15 protein-coding genes are annotated in these 19,370 nt (G+C 57.7%); 8 read left to right on the forward strand and 7 right to left on the reverse strand.

Features of this window, described 5'->3' with window-relative positions; translation table 11 throughout:
• The coding region (locus CA85_RS25370; RefSeq protein ID WP_222435408.1) for a hypothetical protein at positions 1–207 on the forward strand (207 nt) is incomplete at its 5' end.
• 94 nt (positions 208–301) lie between these two features.
• Here CA85_RS25370 and CA85_RS24750 read toward each other — a convergent pair.
• Entirely contained in the window at positions 302–457 is a 156-nt protein-coding gene (locus CA85_RS24750; RefSeq protein ID WP_186774762.1) for a hypothetical protein, read from the reverse strand.
• A 190-nt stretch (positions 458–647) separates the two neighbouring features.
• On the opposite strand from CA85_RS24750, the gene CA85_RS05645 reads away from it, so the two are divergent.
• From CA85_RS05645 to CA85_RS05660, 4 genes are all read left to right on the forward strand, one after another.
• Positions 648–989: a hypothetical protein gene (locus CA85_RS05645; protein WP_146390300.1), complete on the forward strand. Its 342-nt coding sequence runs from the start codon at positions 648–650 to the stop codon at positions 987–989.
• A gap of 202 nt (positions 990–1,191) precedes the next feature.
• A complete protein-coding gene (locus CA85_RS05650) occupies positions 1,192–2,664 on the forward strand; it encodes a P-loop ATPase, Sll1717 family (protein ID WP_146390301.1) in 1,473 nt (490 codons plus the stop codon).
• A gap of 1,645 nt (positions 2,665–4,309) precedes the next feature.
• The gene (locus CA85_RS05655; RefSeq protein WP_186774763.1) at positions 4,310–7,954 is read left to right on the forward strand and encodes a hypothetical protein; all 3,645 of its coding nucleotides are present in this window, start codon (positions 4,310–4,312) and stop codon (positions 7,952–7,954) included.
• A 72-nt stretch (positions 7,955–8,026) separates the two neighbouring features.
• Complete coding sequence (locus CA85_RS05660) at positions 8,027–8,707, forward strand: PspA/IM30 family protein (protein WP_146390303.1); 681 nt, start codon at positions 8,027–8,029, stop codon at positions 8,705–8,707.
• A gap of 97 nt (positions 8,708–8,804) precedes the next feature.
• Here CA85_RS05660 and CA85_RS05665 read toward each other — a convergent pair whose 3' ends face one another.
• The 3 genes from CA85_RS05665 to cls form a co-directional block, all read right to left on the reverse strand.
• Positions 8,805–9,515, reverse strand: coding sequence for a class I SAM-dependent methyltransferase (locus CA85_RS05665; protein WP_146390304.1), 711 nt, complete (start codon positions 9,513–9,515; stop codon positions 8,805–8,807).
• 125 nt (positions 9,516–9,640) lie between these two features.
• Positions 9,641–10,696 (reverse strand): transaldolase family protein, encoded by a 1,056-nt coding sequence (locus CA85_RS05670; protein WP_146390305.1) that lies wholly within the window; start codon positions 10,694–10,696, stop codon positions 9,641–9,643.
• 123 nt (positions 10,697–10,819) lie between these two features.
• On the reverse strand, positions 10,820–12,334 hold the full coding sequence (gene cls / locus CA85_RS05675; RefSeq protein ID WP_146390306.1) for a cardiolipin synthase: 1,515 nt from the start codon (positions 12,332–12,334) through the stop codon (positions 10,820–10,822).
• 268 nt (positions 12,335–12,602) lie between these two features.
• Here cls and CA85_RS05680 point away from each other — a divergent pair, with 268 nt between their 5' ends.
• From CA85_RS05680 to CA85_RS05690, 3 genes are read left to right on the forward strand one after another with little or no spacing between them, the layout of a single operon-like run.
• Positions 12,603–13,523 (forward strand): DUF1559 domain-containing protein, encoded by a 921-nt coding sequence (locus CA85_RS05680; RefSeq protein ID WP_146390307.1) that lies wholly within the window; start codon positions 12,603–12,605, stop codon positions 13,521–13,523.
• The gene (locus CA85_RS05685) at positions 13,520–13,939 is read left to right on the forward strand and encodes a carboxypeptidase regulatory-like domain-containing protein (protein WP_146390308.1); all 420 of its coding nucleotides are present in this window, start codon (positions 13,520–13,522) and stop codon (positions 13,937–13,939) included. The genes CA85_RS05680 and CA85_RS05685 overlap by 4 nt, the downstream gene beginning before the upstream one ends.
• 51 nt (positions 13,940–13,990) lie before the next feature.
• Positions 13,991–15,682, forward strand: coding sequence for a Kelch repeat-containing protein (locus CA85_RS05690; protein WP_146390309.1), 1,692 nt, complete (start codon positions 13,991–13,993; stop codon positions 15,680–15,682).
• A gap of 225 nt (positions 15,683–15,907) precedes the next feature.
• Here the strand turns inward: CA85_RS05690 and CA85_RS05695 are convergent, their stop codons facing one another.
• The 3 genes from CA85_RS05695 to CA85_RS05705 form a co-directional block, all read right to left on the reverse strand.
• Positions 15,908–17,809 carry a hypothetical protein gene (locus CA85_RS05695; RefSeq protein WP_146390310.1) on the reverse strand — a complete coding sequence of 634 codons (1,902 nt, stop codon included), beginning with the start codon at positions 17,807–17,809 and terminating at the stop codon, positions 15,908–15,910.
• A 558-nt stretch (positions 17,810–18,367) separates the two neighbouring features.
• The gene (locus CA85_RS05700; RefSeq protein ID WP_146390311.1) at positions 18,368–18,583 is read right to left on the reverse strand and encodes a hypothetical protein; all 216 of its coding nucleotides are present in this window, start codon (positions 18,581–18,583) and stop codon (positions 18,368–18,370) included.
• An 11-nt stretch (positions 18,584–18,594) separates the two neighbouring features.
• On the reverse strand, positions 18,595–19,023 hold the full coding sequence (locus CA85_RS05705) for a hypothetical protein (RefSeq protein WP_246112537.1): 429 nt from the start codon (positions 19,021–19,023) through the stop codon (positions 18,595–18,597).
• Between the last annotated feature and the right edge of the window lie 347 nt (positions 19,024–19,370).

The following is a 19,370-nucleotide window of genomic DNA, read 5'->3' on the forward strand; positions in this document are numbered from 1 at the left end:
ATCGCACTCATCGTCGCTACCACTTGCGTCGTCGAGCCCGAGAGATCTTCGCAATCGCTGATTAGGATCGGCGATTTCTCAGTCAGTATCTCATCGGCGTCACGCGAACGCGGCAGCGACGCCGATAACGGAGAAGGCGCGCTTTGTGGCGAGAAACAGCGGCAAACGCGATCAATTCCCAACCAACGCGTAAGAAGGACGCCGTGAAGAGAAGGCTCCCTCAGCCACAGTATTCGCCAACCCGCCGACAAAGTGCTCTGTCCCCACGTTCTGTCTCGGCCTCCAACAACATGCGGGAAAATTACAGGGTCATTTCGCGATTGACAGCCAATTCGTTTACCAGGCCCTGGGAGAACGTCCTCGCATACCGCCGCAGCCACTTCGGGAACCAAACCCGGTCGCTCTCCCCCACGCCATCGGCAGACGCCACCGCGATCTCAAACTTCCAAAGTGTCATCAGAATGATCCTTCGAGTTAGCGAGCTTGCTTTTGCGGCCCGAGAAGACTATCGTCAACTACCACCACAGCGGCCTGCGGGGTATGGGGCAAACACCCCCACTCACCCAGGTCGTATTGGCAAAATTCCCGAATACGACCCTACTGACAAGGGTTGAAGCTATTGTTCCGCTATTAAAGTTCACTTTTGAATGCTGTGGAAACACTCAGAACCGAAACCCGTACAGACATCGATTCAACTTGATGACGATGGATTCACGATCAGAGGGAGCAATGCGGCTCGCGTGGACTGGATCACCGTGTCGCGAATCGTCGCTTATAAGGTGGACCTGTGGGACGTCGATTTGATCTGCATTGCATTTACTTTGGAATCCGAGGAAGTTTCGATTGAAACAACTGAGGCGGACCATGGTTGGAAACCGATGATCGCGGAATTGGAAAATCGCTTTGATGTGAGCGACGACTGGTGGTCGAAGGTTGCGTTTCCGGCATTTGAAGGCAATTGGACGATCTTGTGGGCGCGGAGCCGTTGAAACGACTTGCATGCTACGATGCCTTCCAATGTTCAATAACTTATCATCGCCGTCTGCGAACCGGATGCGGAACCAACGGATGCACCGCAGATCCGGTGGTGCGTTACTTGGCCACCGCAACATCTCGCGCCGGATCGCGGTGATCCTTGCCGTTCCATCTGCAAGTATATAATCGATCGCACCTACCGAACTTGGGGATCCTATGGAAATTGATCTAAACGACGGTACTCTATTTGGAAATGACGCCGCCGAAGATGAAGCGACTGACGTTTTTAACGCTTACTTCTTGCCACGATCTGAAGTCACCGACTTCATGGACGGCACGATGCAATTTCGATTTCTCCGCGCCTATCGTGGTGAAGGAAAGTCCGCGATCATCCGTCATGTCTCACATGAGAATGCAGGGGTGGGAATTTGGGGTACAAAGGTTACCGGATCATCGATTTCGCCGAACATTAGTTCGGCAGATCCGAACGTCTGGAATCGGGAATGGCAGCGTTCAATCTTAAACTCGCTTGCTGCTGAGATCGGCCGCAACATTGGATTCGCATGGAGCGATGACGGAATGTCTTTGGTTGAGGAAGCGGAAAGATCTGGTTACAAGCAACGCTCCTTTGTCTCGTCGATTCTGAGGCGCTTAAAGATTGAGGGAGTACCCGAAATGATAGAGCCGACATCGTCGGCTCATGTTCCGCGCATTCAACGCTATCTCGACGGACAGGATCCGATATGGCTGTTCGTCGATGACATTGACGAAGACTTTCAAAATACTGATCAATTTCGACAGCGTGTATCAGCATTTTTTTCGGCTTGCAGGCATCTCGCAAATGCGATTCCGCAACTAGTAATTCGAACTTCCATCCGGCCAAATGTTTGGCGAATTCTTCGTGCACACTCAGAATCGCTTTCCAAGGTGGATCAATACGCTTTAGACCTCAACTGGACTGAAGGAACGATTCGCGGGATCGTTGCAAAACGAATTGAAGGTTACCTAATAAGAAACAATCGATCTGAGCTAATTTCCCGGTTCGAAAAGCAGAAAGGACGAGTGCGCGAGGAGTCACTATGCGAACTGGCGTTCGAGAACCCAATGGAATGGGGGTACAACCGTCAAACAAGTACGCCAAAGCACCGCCACCCATCAACGGTTCTTGCCACTTTATCCAGGCAGCGACCAAGGTGGTTGGTGGAGCTTTGTCGCCTATCTACCAAGAATCGGCGCAACAGCAAGAATGTCGTCAGTCTCAAGGATATCACGGGAGTTCTAAACGAATTCGGGCGGGAGCGAGTCGAGGATTTAGCCGCAGAGTATCGATCTGAGTGTCCTCAGGTTCAAGAAATTATCAACGCATTTGCGGACACAAGTGAAGATTTCACGACGGACCAGTTGATGAAGACGATTAAGGACCGCGTACTTAACGGCTTGCCTGTAAAGCTGGCGAGTATCGGCAAAGTCACGAAGCCGATGCAAATTGCTGGATTCCTGTACGAGATAGGATTCCTAACGGCACGTGAGGATCACAACGACGGGCGGTACACACACTACTCATTTGCGGAGCAACCTGAATTGCTGCACAACCGCACTAATGTCGACAGAGGGCTGTCATGGGAAATCCACCCAGTTTTCCGCCAGACCCTACGAGTCCGAAACTCCTCTGGAAAGCTGCGAAGATGATGGAACCATGGGTATCGGGATAGGGGCCCGGTTACCCGGGACCCCTCCCACACCACCTAGCATGCGGGACCGCACTAGGCGGTTCGTCGCTTCGGAGCAAGCTCATTCCATCGGTCTGTTGAAAGCGGCCAAATGAAAGCGGCCAAATGGGTCAGGCCTCTTTGATGAACGTTTCGCCCGATGCACTGGACTGAAACGACGCTTCACTAGGACAAGATTAAGGTGTCCGGCACAGACCAACCAGGCACTGCACCCGAGATGAGCATTCGAGATGAGCATTCGAGATGAGCATTGAAACGGTAGCCTATCGGTTACCGGTCCAACGTTGCTTCGCTCCGGCGCAGAGAAGCGGCCAAATGGGTCAGGCCTCTTTGATGAATGTTTCGCCCGATGCACTGGACTGAAACGACGCTTCATTCGAGAAGCGGCCAAATGGGTCAGGCCTCTTTGATGAATGTTTCGCCCGATGCACTGGACTGAAACGACGCTTCATTCGGACAAGATCAAGGTGTCCGGCACAGATCAACCAGGGACTGCACCCGTGATGAGCATTGAAACGGCAGCCTATCGGTTGCCGGTCCAATGTCGCTTCGCTCCGGTGCAGAGGTTTGCTTATACCCCAATCGGTACCGGACACCCTAATCTCGGACGGTACGGGACACCCTAATCGTCGGCCATGCTGGGACCTGCGACCCACGTCGGGGTCGACGTTCCACGACCAACGAGACGCCGTAGGCGGCGCTGCGCCGACCTACGGCTATTCTCTTCAACGCCTCCGGCGCAGGAAGACTTGCGGGGCTCAACAGCTCGTCGCCGCCTGTTGGTTACCCACAACCAGATCCCCTGTCAGCTTGTCTGACAGAAATCCTCGTTTTGTGATTAGAAAGATTGAGCGTTCACCGCACTGCCGTGTAGGCTTGCCCCGCATGACAGCAAAAACTGTCGGCTTGGTTTCCTGTCAGACAAGCTGACAGGGGAACGCGTGTCGACGTCGCGGGCTTCTAATTTCAAAACATCGCTTCCCGTGTGACAAGCACACGGGGGAGCAGACTTATGGGGAAACGACTCGTCGCCTCCTGGTCATTACCCACAAGCATTCCGAAATCTAACCCCGGACTCGCGTCCGAGGCTACAACCTGCCACCGCTTGGGACGTCGATTTAATTATTGCATAATTTGTAGGTAATTTCTCGGGGCCGAGCCAAGTGTCCTGAGTCCCGAAAGGGACGGAAGCACTCTGCCGGGGACGCAAGTCCCCGGAATACAGGAGAACAACGAGCCAAAGTCCCGAAGGGACGACAGCCAAACCGAAATGGGCGTGCTGTCTTGCCGCTGCTGTCGCCCCTACCGGGGCTGAGTCGGAAACTGCAGGCTGGACCGGGGACTGACGTCCCCGGCAGAGTGCTGCCGTCCCTATCGGGACTATACACAATGGCTGGCAAGCCCATGCCGACATCCAATGGACACGTCCGGTGGAAAAGCGTCAGTAATTAATGCGACGTCCCTCGCGGTTACGGAACGAAAGCAGCGCCATCCAATGTGACGTCAACGCCAACTTTTTTGACAGCCGCGGCGCAGCGCCCGCCCGTCTGCGGGCACTGGGGAGTCAATGCACTTCCCACTCTCACGCCCGCAGGTCAACGGCCATGGCTACCGATGCAAAACCAAGCGATCTCACTCCACCGCCTCCTCACCCGAATCAGTCCAAGTCGATACTTGAGCGGCTGATCGACAGCTTTTTACAGGAATCGAGCATCCAGTGGATGCTCGTGGTGGGGGCGGCGATCATCTCGGCGTCCTCTTTGATGCTGGTGACTCGCCAGTGGACGAGCCTGCCGGTCACGCTGAAGTTTCTCACGATCTTGGGTTACACCGCAGTAAATTACGCGGCGGCTGAATACTGTGGGCGGCGGATGCGGCTGCATACGACCGCGCAGGTGCTCCGCTGCCTGACGATCATCTTGATCCCCATCGGGTTTCTCTCTCTGGCCTGGCTGACCGGTGACGCGGTATCGCTGAGCAATTCAGCGCTGACGCTGTTGCTACTCGTTCCCGCGACGGGATTCATGGTATTCGCTGCGGACCGCATCTTTTCACACTGGTTGCACGGTCGACAGCACGCCTTCGTCGCTGCCTACATGATGCTGTGCCTGGCTGGTGCGATGCCGGTGATCAACACCACTTGGTTGGCCGTGTTGTTCTCAACCGGTTTTTGGTTGGTGATGACCATCGGGGTGGTCAAAGTGAACCGCCACGTTTTTTGGCTGACCGAGGAACAACGCCTACCGCGCGTCTTCGGCTTCCTGCCCATTATCATCCTGGCCTCTCAGTGCGTGGTCTTGCTACTGACGAAAACACTCGATGCGGTCCCGTTTCACTGGCTCGGCCTGGGGCTCGTGATGATGGCGGCGACCGTTCTGATGACGACGAAATCGATTGTGGATGTGTTCCGGCAACGCACCGGTGATCTGGTTCATCCGCTGCCCTGGTCGATCATGACGCCCCTGCTGGCCGGGCTGATGCTGACGGCAGCGGGTGTGCTGTTCTCCTTCCATGGATTCTCGTTTACCGGATCGGCCACGCGTGCCGTCGTGCCGACTGCAACCATCGCGGCGGGCTTGATGTTCACCATCGCCCGCGATACCCGCCACCGCAGTTTCGTCTGGGTCGGTTTGATCCTCGTCACCGTCGCCTATCAATCTTGCCCCACGTTGTTGGGTGATCTCGTCGGAGCAATGAAAGCGGGAGCGGCCTCGGCCGTTGACGAGGACCGGCTACCGATTGCGTTCTACGGCTTGACCTACCTGCCGCTGCTGATTGGATTCGCGCTGGCGAGCCGCTGGGCGGGCCGGCGAGGGCTGCGCGAGTTTCAGATCCCACTCAAGCGGTTTGTTAGCGTGGTCTCGGTGGCGTTGCTCGCGCTATCGCTGACCAACCTGAAGGCAGCCTTCATTGTCAGTGCGATCGGCTCCGTCGCGTTTCTTTTCGACAGTATCATGTTTCGTGATCGCCGGTTCATGCTGGCTTCGATCGGAGCCCTCATCCTTGCCGTCGCCTCAGCGGTCCCCTTCGCCGCTGCCATGGACCTCGCCGACCTCGGGTCTCGATGGTCGTATGTCGCCCTGGGCGTGCTCGGACTCGCCATGAGCAGCCTGCCGATGTTGGATCGTTTTCTCAGCAGCTCTTGCTTTGAGGATCGCCAACCGGTGGCCTGGTTCTCGATCGTCGGCCAAGCCATCTCAGTGACGATTAGCGTCCTCTCGATGGGAGCGATTCTGACCCGCGGGAGCATGGCGACCCTGCCCCAGCTCGATGCCCTCGATGGGGTCGTCCTCAGCGTCGTGCTGACGTCTTTGTGTGTCTTTACTCTACATTGGCGGAACTACCTCAGCGGGGTGTGGATGTGGGTGATCGCACTGACGTCGGTGGGACTCTACGCTGCGAAGCTGGTCCCCAGCGAGCCGGAATTTTTGGGCTGGCTCGCCGGCGGCACTGGCGTCATCGCTTTGGCTGCCTACTGCATTTTACGTCACCTGCGCATCGACGCATCCAACCAAAGGTTCTTGGCATACTCGACTCGCGAGATCAACTTTCGCTGCCCCACGCGGCTGGCGTCGGTCCTGCTTCCGCTAGCCGATCTGACGCTCGCGGTCTTTGCCACACTCGCGAGCACCTACTTCTTGCCTTCCCTGCTGTGGGCAACGATCACACTCGACGTCACTGTGTTGCCTCTGGGATGGGCGTGGGTCTGTGCCGTCATCGCGGTGGCTGCGATTCTGTTTCGCAGTTCACTGGCAACAGCGACAACCCTGTTCTTCGCTCCCGTCGTGGCGGGCATCAGCTTGGGCCTCCTGGTCCCACACTGGTTCCATTACGAAATGCTGCCGCTGGTCTATGCAGTGAGCTCGGCGATACCGCTCGCGTTGGCAGTGCGGAACGATCGTGTTAACCGTCCGTTGGTCCTCCGCCTCAGTTCCGCCTGGCTGGTGGTGATCGCGCCGCTGGCGATTGCCTATGTTTCCCCGCTCGTACTGGCCGGCTCTATCGTCGCGACCTTCACGCTGTTGGTGGTGTACCGTGACTTCGCCAAGGACCTGGCCAAACATCGGACTGGGTTAGCGATCCTGGCGAGCGTTCAAGGGATTCAGTCGGCATCCATGCTCGCTGGCTTTCGTGGATTCATCGTCGAGTTGCCCACCAGTCCCCTGCTGGTTCCTGCTTGCGTTTGGATGCTGGCGGCTGCTGTGATCGCAGTAATCGCGGTGCAGGCCAGTGAATCGAAGCTGGAGGCGGCGACGAGTCGCCATTGGGGGCTCGTCTTGCGAGTCTTCGCTGTCCTGTTCTTTCTCGTTTGCTTGGCATCGAATCAAATTGTAGGCTACCAACGAGCGATCATCATCGCATCCTTGATCGCTTCCGTGCTCGCCGAGGGACATGCCGCCCTGCGTCGACAAGTTGAAGGGCATGTGTGGGCGATGGGCGCCGTCGCCGGATTGATGGTGGCGTGGTTCCACTGGCACCAACAGATTTCCGTGCCCCACGGGTTGTTGCGGTTGCTATGCGTCGTCGCGGCAGCAGGATTGCTGACTTTCGCTCATCGCTGCAACAAGCATTCCCGCTTTCATATCTTTGTTCGCACCGCGACCATCGCGGGCCTGACCATGCCGCTCGTCTCGGCGGTGTGGAGTCTGTGGGAGACGGCTCACGGACCGACCGAACTGCTGATTGTTTTCGGCGCGGCGGCAACTTGGTTTGTCCATGGCCGCCTGCATCAGGCACGGCAGTACGTGGTGGGCGCTGCAGTGATGCTCAACGTTGGTTTGAGCACATTGTTTGCATCGTGGTCATTGACCGATCCTCAAATGTATCTGATCCCGATCGGATTGACCGTGATCGGGTTGGTCGAACTGCTTCGCACAGACATTCCCGAATCGGCTCACGACCCACTGCGTTACCTCGGCGGCCTGGCCATCTTGGTTTCGCCTTGTTTCGCCATCCTCGGTGGCAGTTGGTTGCACATCGCCTCGCTGATGATTTTATCCGTTTTGGTGATTTTGCTCGCAATCGGATTGCGGCTACGGGCACTGATTCATGTAGGTGCCGCGTTCTTGTGCGTCGACCTGGTGGCGATGGTGATTCGATCGACGATCGATCAACCCGGAATGCTCTGGGTGGTCGGACTGGCTGTCGGAGCATCGGTCATCGCGATCGGTGCGGTGTGTGAGCACTATCGAGAGAGCTTGCTCAGCCGCATCCGCATGCTCAGCGATGAGCTGGCGACCTGGCACTAAGGACAGCGTCAGCCGTGGATTCACTCAAGATTTCAGATTGATTTTACCCCTTCCCCTTTTCGGAGAGTTCCCATGAAATGGTTTTCCCAGTTTAGTTTGATCATGCGTTCGAACGTCACCTCGCTGTGCGAGAGCGTCGAGAACCCCGAGCGGATGCTGCACCAACTCATCCTCGACATGCAGGACGAACTCGCTCGTGTGAAGCGATCGGTGGCCGAGGCGATCGCCGATGAGATCATGATGCGAAAGACCGTCGAGCGCGAACAGGCCGAAGTGCAGGTGTGGTCCGACCGCGCCGCCGCAGCGGTCAAACGCAGCGACGACGAGTCAGCCAAGGCGGCGATCAAGCAGCAGATGGCGGCCAAGAACCGGGCCGACCAGTATGCTCGAGAGCACGCCGCCCAAGCACTCGAAGTTCACAAACTGCAGGACTCCGTCCGCAGCCTCGAAGACAAGATTCGCCAGGCCAAGCAAAAGAAGACGCTTCTGAGTGCGAAGTTGGCACGGGCCTCCTCGACGAACAAAATCAACTCGGTCATCGATCGAGCCGACAGCCAATCCGCCTTTGCCCAGTTCAACCGGTTGCAAGAGCGGGTCGACCGCGAGGAAGCCGTCAGCGAAGCGTGGCAGCGTCTCGATGGTGAACAGAGCGAATGCGACGACCTGCAACGACGCTTCGAGCAAGAGGAGCAGGAACAGCAACTCAGTGATGAGCTCGAAAGCCTCAAGGCGCGGATGCAATCAACGGATTAAGCAGGTCGAGAAAACCCATCCGCGTCACTCTTCTGAGCAGATGGCGATTTAGAAAATAGCCGGTGGTTTGAGCGTCAGCGATCACCACCGGGAAGGCCTAAGCAATACCAGGACATCTGCCATCGATCGTCCAGTGGCGATCGCTTGTCATGTTGACACAATCTGCGTCCATGCCGAGCCCCGAGACGAGGTCGCGTATCTCTGACAGATTCAATGCAGCGTGCAGCGACTGACGGAGCAGCTGGGGTGGCGAAATGCCAGCCACCTCGTTGTCTGCCGCCCCACCATGCAGCGCCACGAGCCGTTCGACCTCCGCATCGCTTTCCGGTCGCACCAAATCGCGAATGAACACTCGACCGCCCGGCCGCAGCGCGCGGAGGGCCAGCCGCAAGGCAGTTGAGGGGTCGTCGAGATGGTGCAGCACCGTGTTGCAAATCACGGTATCGGCCAGGTCAGTTTGCAGCGACTCGTCATCGCTCAAGTCCGCTTGCTCGAGCTGGATTCCTCGCAGCCGACCGGCGAGCTCAATCTCCACACGGGCGAGCTCGAGCATCTCGACGCAGTTATCCACCCCCAATACCTCAAGATCAGCGAGATCGCCTGCTTTGGTCTCCTCGACATACTCGCACAATAGGATCGGGATCAATGCGGGCCCACAGCCCAAATCGAGCACACGGGGACCAACGCCGCCGCCCTCGAAAAGATCGAGGACAAAACGGCGGTTGACGTCGCGGTGATCCATCTCTCGATAGATCTCAGCTTCCTGCTTCGGGTCATCGGCAGGCGGTTCACAAACTCGGCTGAGCATGGCGGAGTCACAGACTGGAAGAGAGGGTCGAAGGCGGAAAAAGAGAACAAGCAGACGCGCGGGCAACTGACGGCCCCCAATCAGGAGAAATGATCATTCGCCGGATCACTCCGCAGCCCCGAGCCTCACTCCGCAGGCGTGAGTTCTTTTCGCTTTTCAGCGATCAGGGCGAGCAATGCACGCTGCGGTTTCGCGAACTTATCGATGCCTTCGGCCATCAAGAATTCGTGCATCTTCGTAGGGTCGACTGCGGCATCAATCTCGTCGAGCACTTCCTGAGAGGGCATGTCGTCGACTTTGCGGGTGAAGCTAAGATCGCTCTGAGCGACAGCTTCATTGGTTTCGGGCGGATTGGTTTGGATGTCGCTTCCCGCGAGCGCCTCAACGTACTTCCAAGGCGGGTCCTTTGGATCCTTCGTTCCCGTACTGGCGAAGATCAGCTCCTGCTGCAACGACAAATCTTTGTCAGCCCAGAACTTTTCGTTCTCTTTCCAAATTCGCTTGGCATTGACCAATCCAACGAGCCCTTGAGCGGCATCGGAGAGCTGCAGCTTCTTTTGCGTGTAGACGTCAATTCGTGAGATGAAGATACTGTAGACCGACTTAAACGTCGCCGGATCAACTTTGCCCTGAGCACCGCGCCAGATCGCTTCGCGAGCGATGCGGTATTGGTCTGCGACGAACATCAACGTCACGTTCAACGTGATCCCGGCAGCAGCAAGCGGTTCAAGGGCTCGTAGGCCAGCCGGTGTGGCGGGGACTTTGATCATTCGGTTGGTATGTCCGGTCGCCCACTTTTTGCCCAGTTCAATGTACTGCCGGACAACGTCGTCCTCCTTCAAATTCAACGAAGGATCTTCGAGTAGGGGATCGAGTTCAAAACTCACCCAACCCGCGTTGCCGTTGGTTTCCTGATGAATGTCGGCGAACTTCGCCTCGGCCTCGCTGACCAATTGGTCCGTCAGTTCCCACGCGATCTCTTCGTCGGTCATGCCCTCAGCCAACAGCGCCCCCACCTGCTCATCGCGACTGCCCCCGGCGACGATGGACGAAATAATGGCAGGGTTACTGGTCGCACCCACCGCGCCGTATGCCAAGTTCTTGTCGACCTCGGTCGGCTCCACCGAATCGAGATACAACTTGGTGCCGGTGTCGATGAGCGATTGAAGTGGATTGGCCATGAAGCAACTCTTTGAGGGAAAGGGAGATTTCGAAGGATGACAAGCAATCCCGCGGGGGATGCAGCATACCGCTTTGAGAAGGTGGCGACAAATGGAGTCGGGGGCACCCCTGCGACGGAATACCTACAGGATTGGACTGAATAACCTGGCAACTATTGTGCCGATACGGCCGTACCAAGGCCGCAGACGTTGCGGGGTCACGCCCGACTTCGTCGCCGCCGCAAAGTCCTGGTCTAACATCTCAGCGACCTCCGCAACCAAGCCGCTGTGATCCATCGCTAACATCATTTCAAAATTCAGATGCAACGATCGGTTGTCGAGGTTGGTCGATCCGATCATCGCCAGATCATTATCGACCAAAACGCACTTTTGGTGTAGGAAACCGCCGGTGTACCGGTAAACGGCCACCCCGAGTGATTTCAGCTCGGATTCAAAATGGAATCCTGCCAAGTAGACCAGCCATTGGTCGGCGTCGCTGGGGACCAAAATGCGGACGTCCACCCCGCGTGCACAGGCCATCGAGAGTGAGTTGAGCGTGGTTTCGTCGGGCACCAGATAAGGCGTACTGATCCACAACCGATCCCGGGCTGCTCCCGCTGCCGCCGCAAACATCATCGTGGCACGGGCACGGGGGTCGGCGGGTCCGGTCGCACAAATTGCCGCCAAACCGGTCGCCTCTGCTGAGTCCTCCACTGAGTCCTCTGCAGAATCCCCCGCCTCCAATGAATCCGTTGCTGGCTCGTGGGCCCACTGCGCCTCGGACAACCCGGTCCGGCTCGCCCAGTAGTAATCCGATGCGAATACCGCTTGGATCTTCTTCACGATCGGTCCCCGAACGGCCACCGCCGTATCACGCCAACGTTCCACCCAACCGTGGTTGCCAAGGTATTCGTCGCCGATGTTGAGCCCGCCCACGACACCCCGCTGACCGTCGATGACGAGCAGTTTGCGGTGATTGCGAAAGTTCAGCTGAAAGCGATTGACCCACCCCTGACGGGTGTTGAACGCGCGAACGTCCACACCGGCGCCGCGCAGTCGACTCAGGTAGGACGATGGCAACTTCAAGCACCCCACCTCGTCATAGAGCAGACGCACCGTCCGTCCCGCTTCGGCTTGAGCGATCAAGGCATCGGCAAACCGCTTGCCCATCGCGTCATCGCGAATGATGTAGAACTCCGCGTAGACATAATGCTCCGCCGTGGCGATCTGATCCATCAGGGAACTCACGAAGGCCTCCCCATCAATCAACAACTCGAAATGGTTGCCCTCGCAGATCGGCGTGTCGAGCACGTCGGCGACTTGATCCAGCGGCGAGATCAACGCGGTCGTCCGTGCATCGGTCCGCGTCATCGTTTCCTGTTCGATCGCATTGAGCGAAGCCAGATGCTGGCGGCCGACATCCCGCACGGCTTCGCGGTAGCCCGCGAAACGACTGCGCGCGAACACCCAATAGGCAGGCAGCGTGAAGGCGGGCAACGCGAGCAATGCCACCGTCCAAGCCACCGCCGCTTGGCTAGTCCGGGTATTTCGAATCGCGTGCCATGCCGACACCACCGCCACCGCATGCAAAAAAAGTAACGTCAACGGGACCAGAATGCCCCACCAATGGGCAACCGATTCGATAGAAAACAGTGTCAAAACGGGCTCGCGAGTTCGATTGGGAGACACACCACTTCGTCTCCATCCTAGCCTTGCAGCCCCGCGAGGCAACAAACCGCTTGCAACCCAGACGATTACCGGCAATACTAACTGAGATCAATTCGCAATAAGCGGATTGTCATCGACGACGCAGCAAGCCACCGGCGTTCTTCGCCCCGCAGCCAGCCACGCTCGATCCGGCGCTCAAGAACCGTTCTTGAGTGCTGATCCCTCTGTTCCCGTGTGCCTATTTTGCTGGAGACACCTGATGTCCTGTCTGTCTATCCGTACGTCCACTCCCAACCAAGGTGTTGGGGTCCCGCCCACTGCCGCCCCACGGCGCGCCTTCACTCTCGTCGAACTACTCGTCGTGATCGCGATCATCGGTGTTCTCGTCAGCCTGCTGTTGCCAGCGGTGCAGGCGGCTCGCGAAGCGGCGCGGCGAATGAGCTGTTCCAATAACCTGAAACAGGTCGGTTTGGCGCTGCATAACTATCACAGCAGTTTCAATACCTTCCCCGAAGGCTCGCGGCTGAGCAACTTCGTGGGCCCGTTGACCGCGATCCTACCGTACCTGGAAAACAGCAACACGTACTCGCAGTTTGATTTCAGCCAAAGCTATTCCACGCCTCACAACCAAGAGGTTGCCGCCCAATCGATTGCCACCTACCTCTGCCCATCGATGAACATGCCCCGTGAGGTCCCCGACACCAGCAATGGAGAGACAGGCGGGCCGTCGAGCTACCTGGCCTGCGAAGGCACGGGAGCCTACATGGCCAAGGCCGATGGCATGTTCGGGTTGAACTGGGGCGCGTATGGGTACAACAACCCTGCAACCGGTTTTCGCGATGTGATCGATGGCACGAGCTCAACGATCGCTTATGGTGAAACGACCTACGACATGCGGGACTACCTCTGGCCATCGTCCGCCCCGTCGGCAGGCGATGTCAAATGGGGGACCGCTCGCTGGGTCCTTGGTTACCCGAACGTTTCGCTGGGAACCTCCCTCAAAGAGCTCAATGTCCACAACGCCGCGAACAATGGTGGGTTTCAGAGCATGCACCCCGGCGGCGTGCACTTCCTCTACACCGATGGCAGTGTGCACTTCGCCGGCGAGTTCATGGATCGCACGCTGCTGAATTCACTCGCCACCCGCAACGGCCAAGAAGTCGTTGAGGACGCGCCGTGAAGCTCGCATTTCTCGTTTCCCTGTCCGCTGCAACAGCTATCATGAGTGGATGCAGTGAACCAGCGTCGCCGCCGACGTTCGCGGTTTCCGGCCACGTGTCGCTCAATCGCAAACCGCTCAACGAAGGCGTGATTCGATTTATCTCCCCAGAACGTAGCGGTGATGTCACCACCACGATCCAAAACGGCGAGTACCATTTTGACCAACCCTCCGGCCCCACTGCGGGCGACTTTGACGTGGTCGTGACCCCAGTCACGCCCGATTTGTCTGATGCTCAAAAAGCGATCGAGGCAGGCGAGCGCGACCCTCTCCAGGTTCGCGCCGTCCCCGCCAAGTATCAATCCCCCGGTGAACTCCGTGCGACGGTCGCACCGGACCAAGAGAACCAGTTTGATTTCGAACTCCGTGGACGTTAGTTCCGTCCTTCCTTTCCTCCATCCAACTTCCCCCCCCGTGGAAACTCTCCCATGAATAAACGCTATCTGCTCCTCCCCGCTGCCCTGCTCGCGGCAAGCGGCGTATTGACTCAGGCCGCCCAGGCTCACTTCGCCTGGCTAGCGACCGACAGCGACGGACACGCCGTGATGTGGTTCGGCGAATCGACCGATGACCGCACCTACCCGATGCCCGAAACGATCCAAACCATTGAGCTTCATAATGATTCCGCTCAATCGGCCATCGAGACGAAGCCAGTCGACGAGAACGACTTGGTCGGTATCCAAAGTGTCGAAGCCATCGACGCTGATTCTGAATTGATTGGCACCGCAACCTACGGCTTGTACCACGGCACGAAACTCACCTACCACGTCGAGCACCTGCCCCAAGCCGATCCTGCCGCATGGCCTGAACAAGCGAGAACCGGCGCGGCCCTGCAAACCATCATCCGTCCTAGCGACGAAGGTGGCGTCAACGTGACCGTCCTACAGGGCGGCAAACCGCTGGCGGACACCGACGTCAAGCTCTACGGCGAAGCAGGGCACGAGGAAGCGGACCGAAAAACCGATGAGAAAGGCAGCGTTCACTTCTCCGCCGACGAAGTCGAATCGGGACTCAATGCCGTCATCGTGGGCTATTCTGATGACCAAGCGGAAGGCACACTCAATGGCGAGTCCTTCACCAGCACCACTGACTACCTAACGGCAACTTTCCGCATGCCCGCTGCTTCCGACGAAGAACCTGAAGAGAAAGAGGAATCGAAACCGGAGCCTCAAGTCGATCCCAATAGCAGCGCGACGACGGGACCAGCCAACCTGCCCGAACTCCCTGAGAATCTAACCAGCTTCGGCGCTGCCATCGCTGACGGGAAACTGTACGTCTACGGCGGTCACACCGGTGGCGCCCACTCGTATTCCAAGGAAGAACAGTCCGATCGATTCTGGAGCTTGGATCTCTCCCAGGGCAAAGACGGCCAATGGAAAGAACTGCCAGGCGGCCCCACCCTGCAAGGCTTGGCACTCGTCGCCCACAACGGGAACCTGATCCGGATCGGCGGCTTCTCCGCCGTCAATGAAGAGGGCGAGGACCACAACTTGCAGTCCCAAAACACCGTCACGAGCTTCGACCCGAAGAAGCAGGCATGGACGAAATTGTCCGACCTGCCCGCGCCTCGGTCGTCTCTTGATGCCGCCGTTCTCGGCGACAAAGTCTACGTCATCGGCGGCTGGAACCTACAGGGCGACAGCGATCAGAGCGAATGGCACGACACCGCTTGGTCACTCGATCTCAGCGATTCGTCGGCGAAGTGGCAACCACTTGCCGAGCCCCCGTTCGAACGCCGCGCCCTCAGCGTCGCAGCCCATGACGGCAAACTCTACGTCATCGGTGGCATGACATCGGACAACGAAATTACCACCGACGTGGCCATCTACGACCCCGCCACCGACTCCTGGAGCGATGGCCCCGAACTACCCGTTACCGGCATGTCCGGCTTCGGATCCTCCGCCTTCGCCACCGGCGGAAAACTGTACGTCACCACTATGGGCGGATTTGTCAGCGAGCTTTCCGAGGACGGCAAGACCTGGCGCACGATCGCCAAAACCGAGCGGGAACGCTTCTTCCATCGCATGTTGCCATCGAGTGACCACGAACTGCTGATGATCGGTGGCGCCAGCATGGAAGTCGGCAAGTTCGGCACGATCGACCGTATCGAAGTCAAGTAGCCGAGTCGATTGTCGCTCGGCTCTCCGAGCCGAACGCGGGCGAGCGATTTTATTTGATTGCAAAGCAATTGTTTCAGGCCGGAGGCCGACACAACGTCTGCCGTTGCGGCGTGTTGATTTAGTCCGCGTTCTACCGGCAGTGGTGACCGGGGTAACGTTCCAGCAAATCGCCACCAAACTGCTCGCCCAGAACAATAGTCCCAAGCTACGAATTGCGTCGAGCAACTAGCGCGTCGGCAAATCCGACACGACCACACCCTCGATCGAAGGCACCTTCTTGGCGGCTTGCATCAGCACCTCTTGATCCGCTCCTGTGGCGATGAACCGACACGCGCTCGATTTCAACGCGGGCAGAATCTCACCATCGGGTTTCAACAGACTCGCCAGCGGCGCGACCAGCAAATCTGCCTGCGGTGAGACCGCGTCGATCTGCTCGTCATCCAGCTCACCATCTGGGCTCAAAATCTGAGCGACCCGTACGTTCACGTAGGGATAGTATTCGCGAAATGATTCGAGTGACTCTCGATCGGTGAACGCAACAATGCAGGAATCTCGCTGTCCCACGTATCCTTTGGTATAGCACTCGCTGGCCATATCCGCGTCGAGATCGGTTTGGTCGACGACTAAAAAGATTCCTTGCCGCTGACGATTTCCGAGGTTCGATTGACGGACACGGTTGATCGCTTGGCCAAGCGTGAGATACCCGAGATCGGATAAAGCATCCGCATCCGGTATGGGATCGGGTAACTCCTGATCGGCCGGGCGCACCATCACGCGTCGGTCGTCAGAAAGACATAGGTTCATGAGCACCCAGCCGTCTTCACCGGCCTCATCCGCATCCGAAAAAACCATCATGGGTTCCCTCGAGCGGGCAAACTGAATCGATGGCACCGCGAACGACTTCCGATTCGCAGCCATGATCTTGGTCGCTTCGCGATCGTTGCGTGCTGGATCTTCACCCATCTCGGCGGCGCGATATTCGTCAAATACTTTGCTTTGAACGGCCCGCACGTGTTTCTCAATGGTCAACAACTCGTCGGCATGCTGAAAGTCGCCTTGATCGACCGCGATGTTCTCCAGACGCTGGAGGATGCGTTCGACGCTGCCCGCCATACCGCCGAACATCAATCGGTTGGAGTCGATCAGGTGCAATCCAACACCGACGAACGCGCGGAGATAACGCACGTCCTCCTGGGGAGATAACCGATGTGAGTCGTGCAAGATTGCGCTGCCAAGATGGCGAAGCGCTGCCTCGGAAACGGAGGTGCCACCGTCAATGGCAAGAAGCTGGAAGAACAAGTTCTCGATCATGCTTCGCCACATGAACGGACTGACCGGTTTGCCAGCAAATTCAGCGGCTTCCTCGGGCAGGGACTTGGGGAAACTCAATTGAAAATCAACTGGCCAAGGTTCCTCGGGCACCCGGCAGCCTGGTCGTTGGTTGCCCTCTTCCAACGCTTCGATCACTGCCACATCCAACGGATCACCCTGGTTCGCCGTTCGCATCAGCACAATCGCCTTGGCGTAGAACGGCAGTGCGTTGTCCGGTTCTTGCTCTGCCCACGCATCGATCGCAGCGAAGGCGATTTCCCTGTCTGAACTTTCCGCGAGTCTCGCCCATGCGGCGATCAAGGATGGATCGAGAGAGACAGCTTCGAGGAAGCACGCCTCAGGCGACTTCACAACATCGGTGTTCGATTCGTCCTTGGCACGTTGTTGGAGTCGGTCGCTGATCACTTTTGCGTAGCTTCGTACGCTTCGCATTTTTTGCTCGAGAACAGGATCGGCAAGCTCGGAGTCGTCTGCGCCCGGTTCGGCTAGCTTTTTCAGCGTCTCACTGATCTGGCGAGTGATCCGCGTTCGGTCGGCAGAATAGGCGCCGAACCGTCCCCGCCAATACACGACCTTGGCAGATTCAGGATAGGCTCGGGCAGCGGTTTCGAACGCGGCTTGCGGATCCCGGGGCTGCATCGTTTCGAAGTCAACGATCGACCAAATCGCCTCGGCAACTAACTGGTCTGCCGAGCCCATTGCGGTTTCCCGCGTGTCTGCCTGCTGCGCAGACGCTGACAGGAGAGGAAAGAGCGCGATGAACGCGATAGCCGTGCGTCGGCAGATCTTAGCCATGGAGATTCCTCGGGAGACCACACGTGAAAACGGACGAGTACATCAGCTCAGACGGGCGGAGCCGTCTGGCTACATAGTCGACCGACGGCTCCGACCGTCGCGAGCAAACCAGCACTCTCTCACCCAGCTCAGACCGGCGGAGCCGTCTGGCTACATAGTCGACCGACGGCTCCGACCGTCGCGAGCAAACCAGCACTCTCTCATCCAGCTCAGACGGGCGGAGCCGTCTGGCTACTTAGTCGACCGACGGCTCCGACCGTCGCGAGCAAGCCAGCACTCTCTCATCCAGCTCAGACGGGCGGAGCCGTCTGGCTACTTAGTCGACCGACGGCTCCGACCGTCGCGAGCAAACCAGCACTCTCTCACCCAGCTCAGACGGGCGGAGCCGTCTGGCTACATAGTCGACCGACGGCTCCGACCGTCGCGAGCAATCAGCACTCTCTCATCCAGCTCAGACGGGCGGAGCCGTCTGGCTACATAGTCGACCGACGGCTCCGACCGTCGCGAGAAACCAGCACTCTCTCATCCAGCTCAGACGGGCGGAGCCGTCTGGCTACACTAACCCAATGGCTTCTCTGATTCCACCTGCACGATGATCAGCACGTCGCCGGCAGCGAAGCTGTTCATGGGGCCGCCGCTTGCCCCCGGTTGGCTGGAGAGGTTCCCTGAAATCGAGAGCACCTTCACGCCGGTTTTCCGGATCCAGCGATTGATTTGGCGTTCGAGTTCAGGCAGATCGTTGTCGACGCCTTTGAACAGTTTGATTTGCTGCACAGTTCTTTCTCTCAGTCGATATTGTCAAAATCTTCGAAATCGTCAAGGTCGTCGTCTTCCTCGTCGAGATCATCACCGGCGGTATTGAGGCCAAACTCGGCACTGATCTCATCATCGATCTCGATCTCATAGTCGTCATCGAGTTCTTCTTCGAAATCGTCGTCGAAGTCATCGTCGAAATCGTCTTCGTCAATGTCATCGAATTCGTCGATATCGTCCTCGTCATCATCCAGGTCGTCGCCGAACCCAACGTCGTCGTCCTCGTGATCGTCGTCATCGCGATCCGATGCATTCTCATCATCGTCGTCGTCATCATCGTCGTCGACCATCAGCACGGGAGAGGGCATGAACAATGGTGCTCTCACCCCTGGCAGAGGGCTCGCCGCGGTGAGCTGATGGACATCGACGAGGGGAGATTTTGGCTGGATCGTGACAGTCATGTACGGTCAATCAACGCGGAAGTCTAGAGTAGGGAAAGTGGCCAGAGCAGGCGGAGGACGGCAAAACCCATGAATCGGTTCAGGCCATCCCGGTGTCGCGACACCATCGTAGTGGACCAGATCAGGAGAATTCGGGCCAGATCCCGGAACGTGGATAGGTAGACAGAATAAATGGATTGCGGAGAAAATGGCGGTTGCGGAGAATTTATCCGCTGTTTGGGCATTTCTTGCGACACCTCGACACCATGCCGATCATTTTGCTAACTGGTGCAATCATCACAAGCCGCCCGCACCGGAATTTTGGCATTTTCATCAATTGAGAGCTCGCACCGCCATGGATGGTGAAT

The organism is Allorhodopirellula solitaria (assembly GCF_007859855.1).
Classification (GTDB): domain Bacteria; phylum Planctomycetota; class Planctomycetia; order Pirellulales; family Pirellulaceae; genus Rhodopirellula; species Rhodopirellula solitaria.

What these genes read in the sequence shown, in the direction of transcription:
- CA85_RS24750 (WP_186774762.1), bottom strand. Translation starts at nt 457, where the DNA reads ATGACACTTTGGAAGTTTGAGATCGCGGTGGCGTCTGCCGATGGCGTG.
- CA85_RS05645 (WP_146390300.1), top strand. Translation starts at nt 648, where the DNA reads ATGCTGTGGAAACACTCAGAACCGAAACCCGTACAGACATCGATTCAA.
- CA85_RS05650 (WP_146390301.1), top strand. Translation starts at nt 1,192, where the DNA reads ATGGAAATTGATCTAAACGACGGTACTCTATTTGGAAATGACGCCGCC.
- CA85_RS05655 (WP_186774763.1), top strand. Translation starts at nt 4,310, where the DNA reads ATGGCTACCGATGCAAAACCAAGCGATCTCACTCCACCGCCTCCTCAC.
- CA85_RS05660 (WP_146390303.1), top strand. Translation starts at nt 8,027, where the DNA reads ATGAAATGGTTTTCCCAGTTTAGTTTGATCATGCGTTCGAACGTCACC.
- CA85_RS05665 (WP_146390304.1), bottom strand. Translation starts at nt 9,515, where the DNA reads ATGCTCAGCCGAGTTTGTGAACCGCCTGCCGATGACCCGAAGCAGGAA.
- CA85_RS05670 (WP_146390305.1), bottom strand. Translation starts at nt 10,696, where the DNA reads ATGGCCAATCCACTTCAATCGCTCATCGACACCGGCACCAAGTTGTAT.
- CA85_RS05680 (WP_146390307.1), top strand. Translation starts at nt 12,603, where the DNA reads ATGTCCTGTCTGTCTATCCGTACGTCCACTCCCAACCAAGGTGTTGGG.
- CA85_RS05690 (WP_146390309.1), top strand. Translation starts at nt 13,991, where the DNA reads ATGAATAAACGCTATCTGCTCCTCCCCGCTGCCCTGCTCGCGGCAAGC.
- CA85_RS05695 (WP_146390310.1), bottom strand. Translation starts at nt 17,809, where the DNA reads ATGGCTAAGATCTGCCGACGCACGGCTATCGCGTTCATCGCGCTCTTT.
- CA85_RS05705 (WP_246112537.1), bottom strand. Translation starts at nt 19,023, where the DNA reads ATGACTGTCACGATCCAGCCAAAATCTCCCCTCGTCGATGTCCATCAG.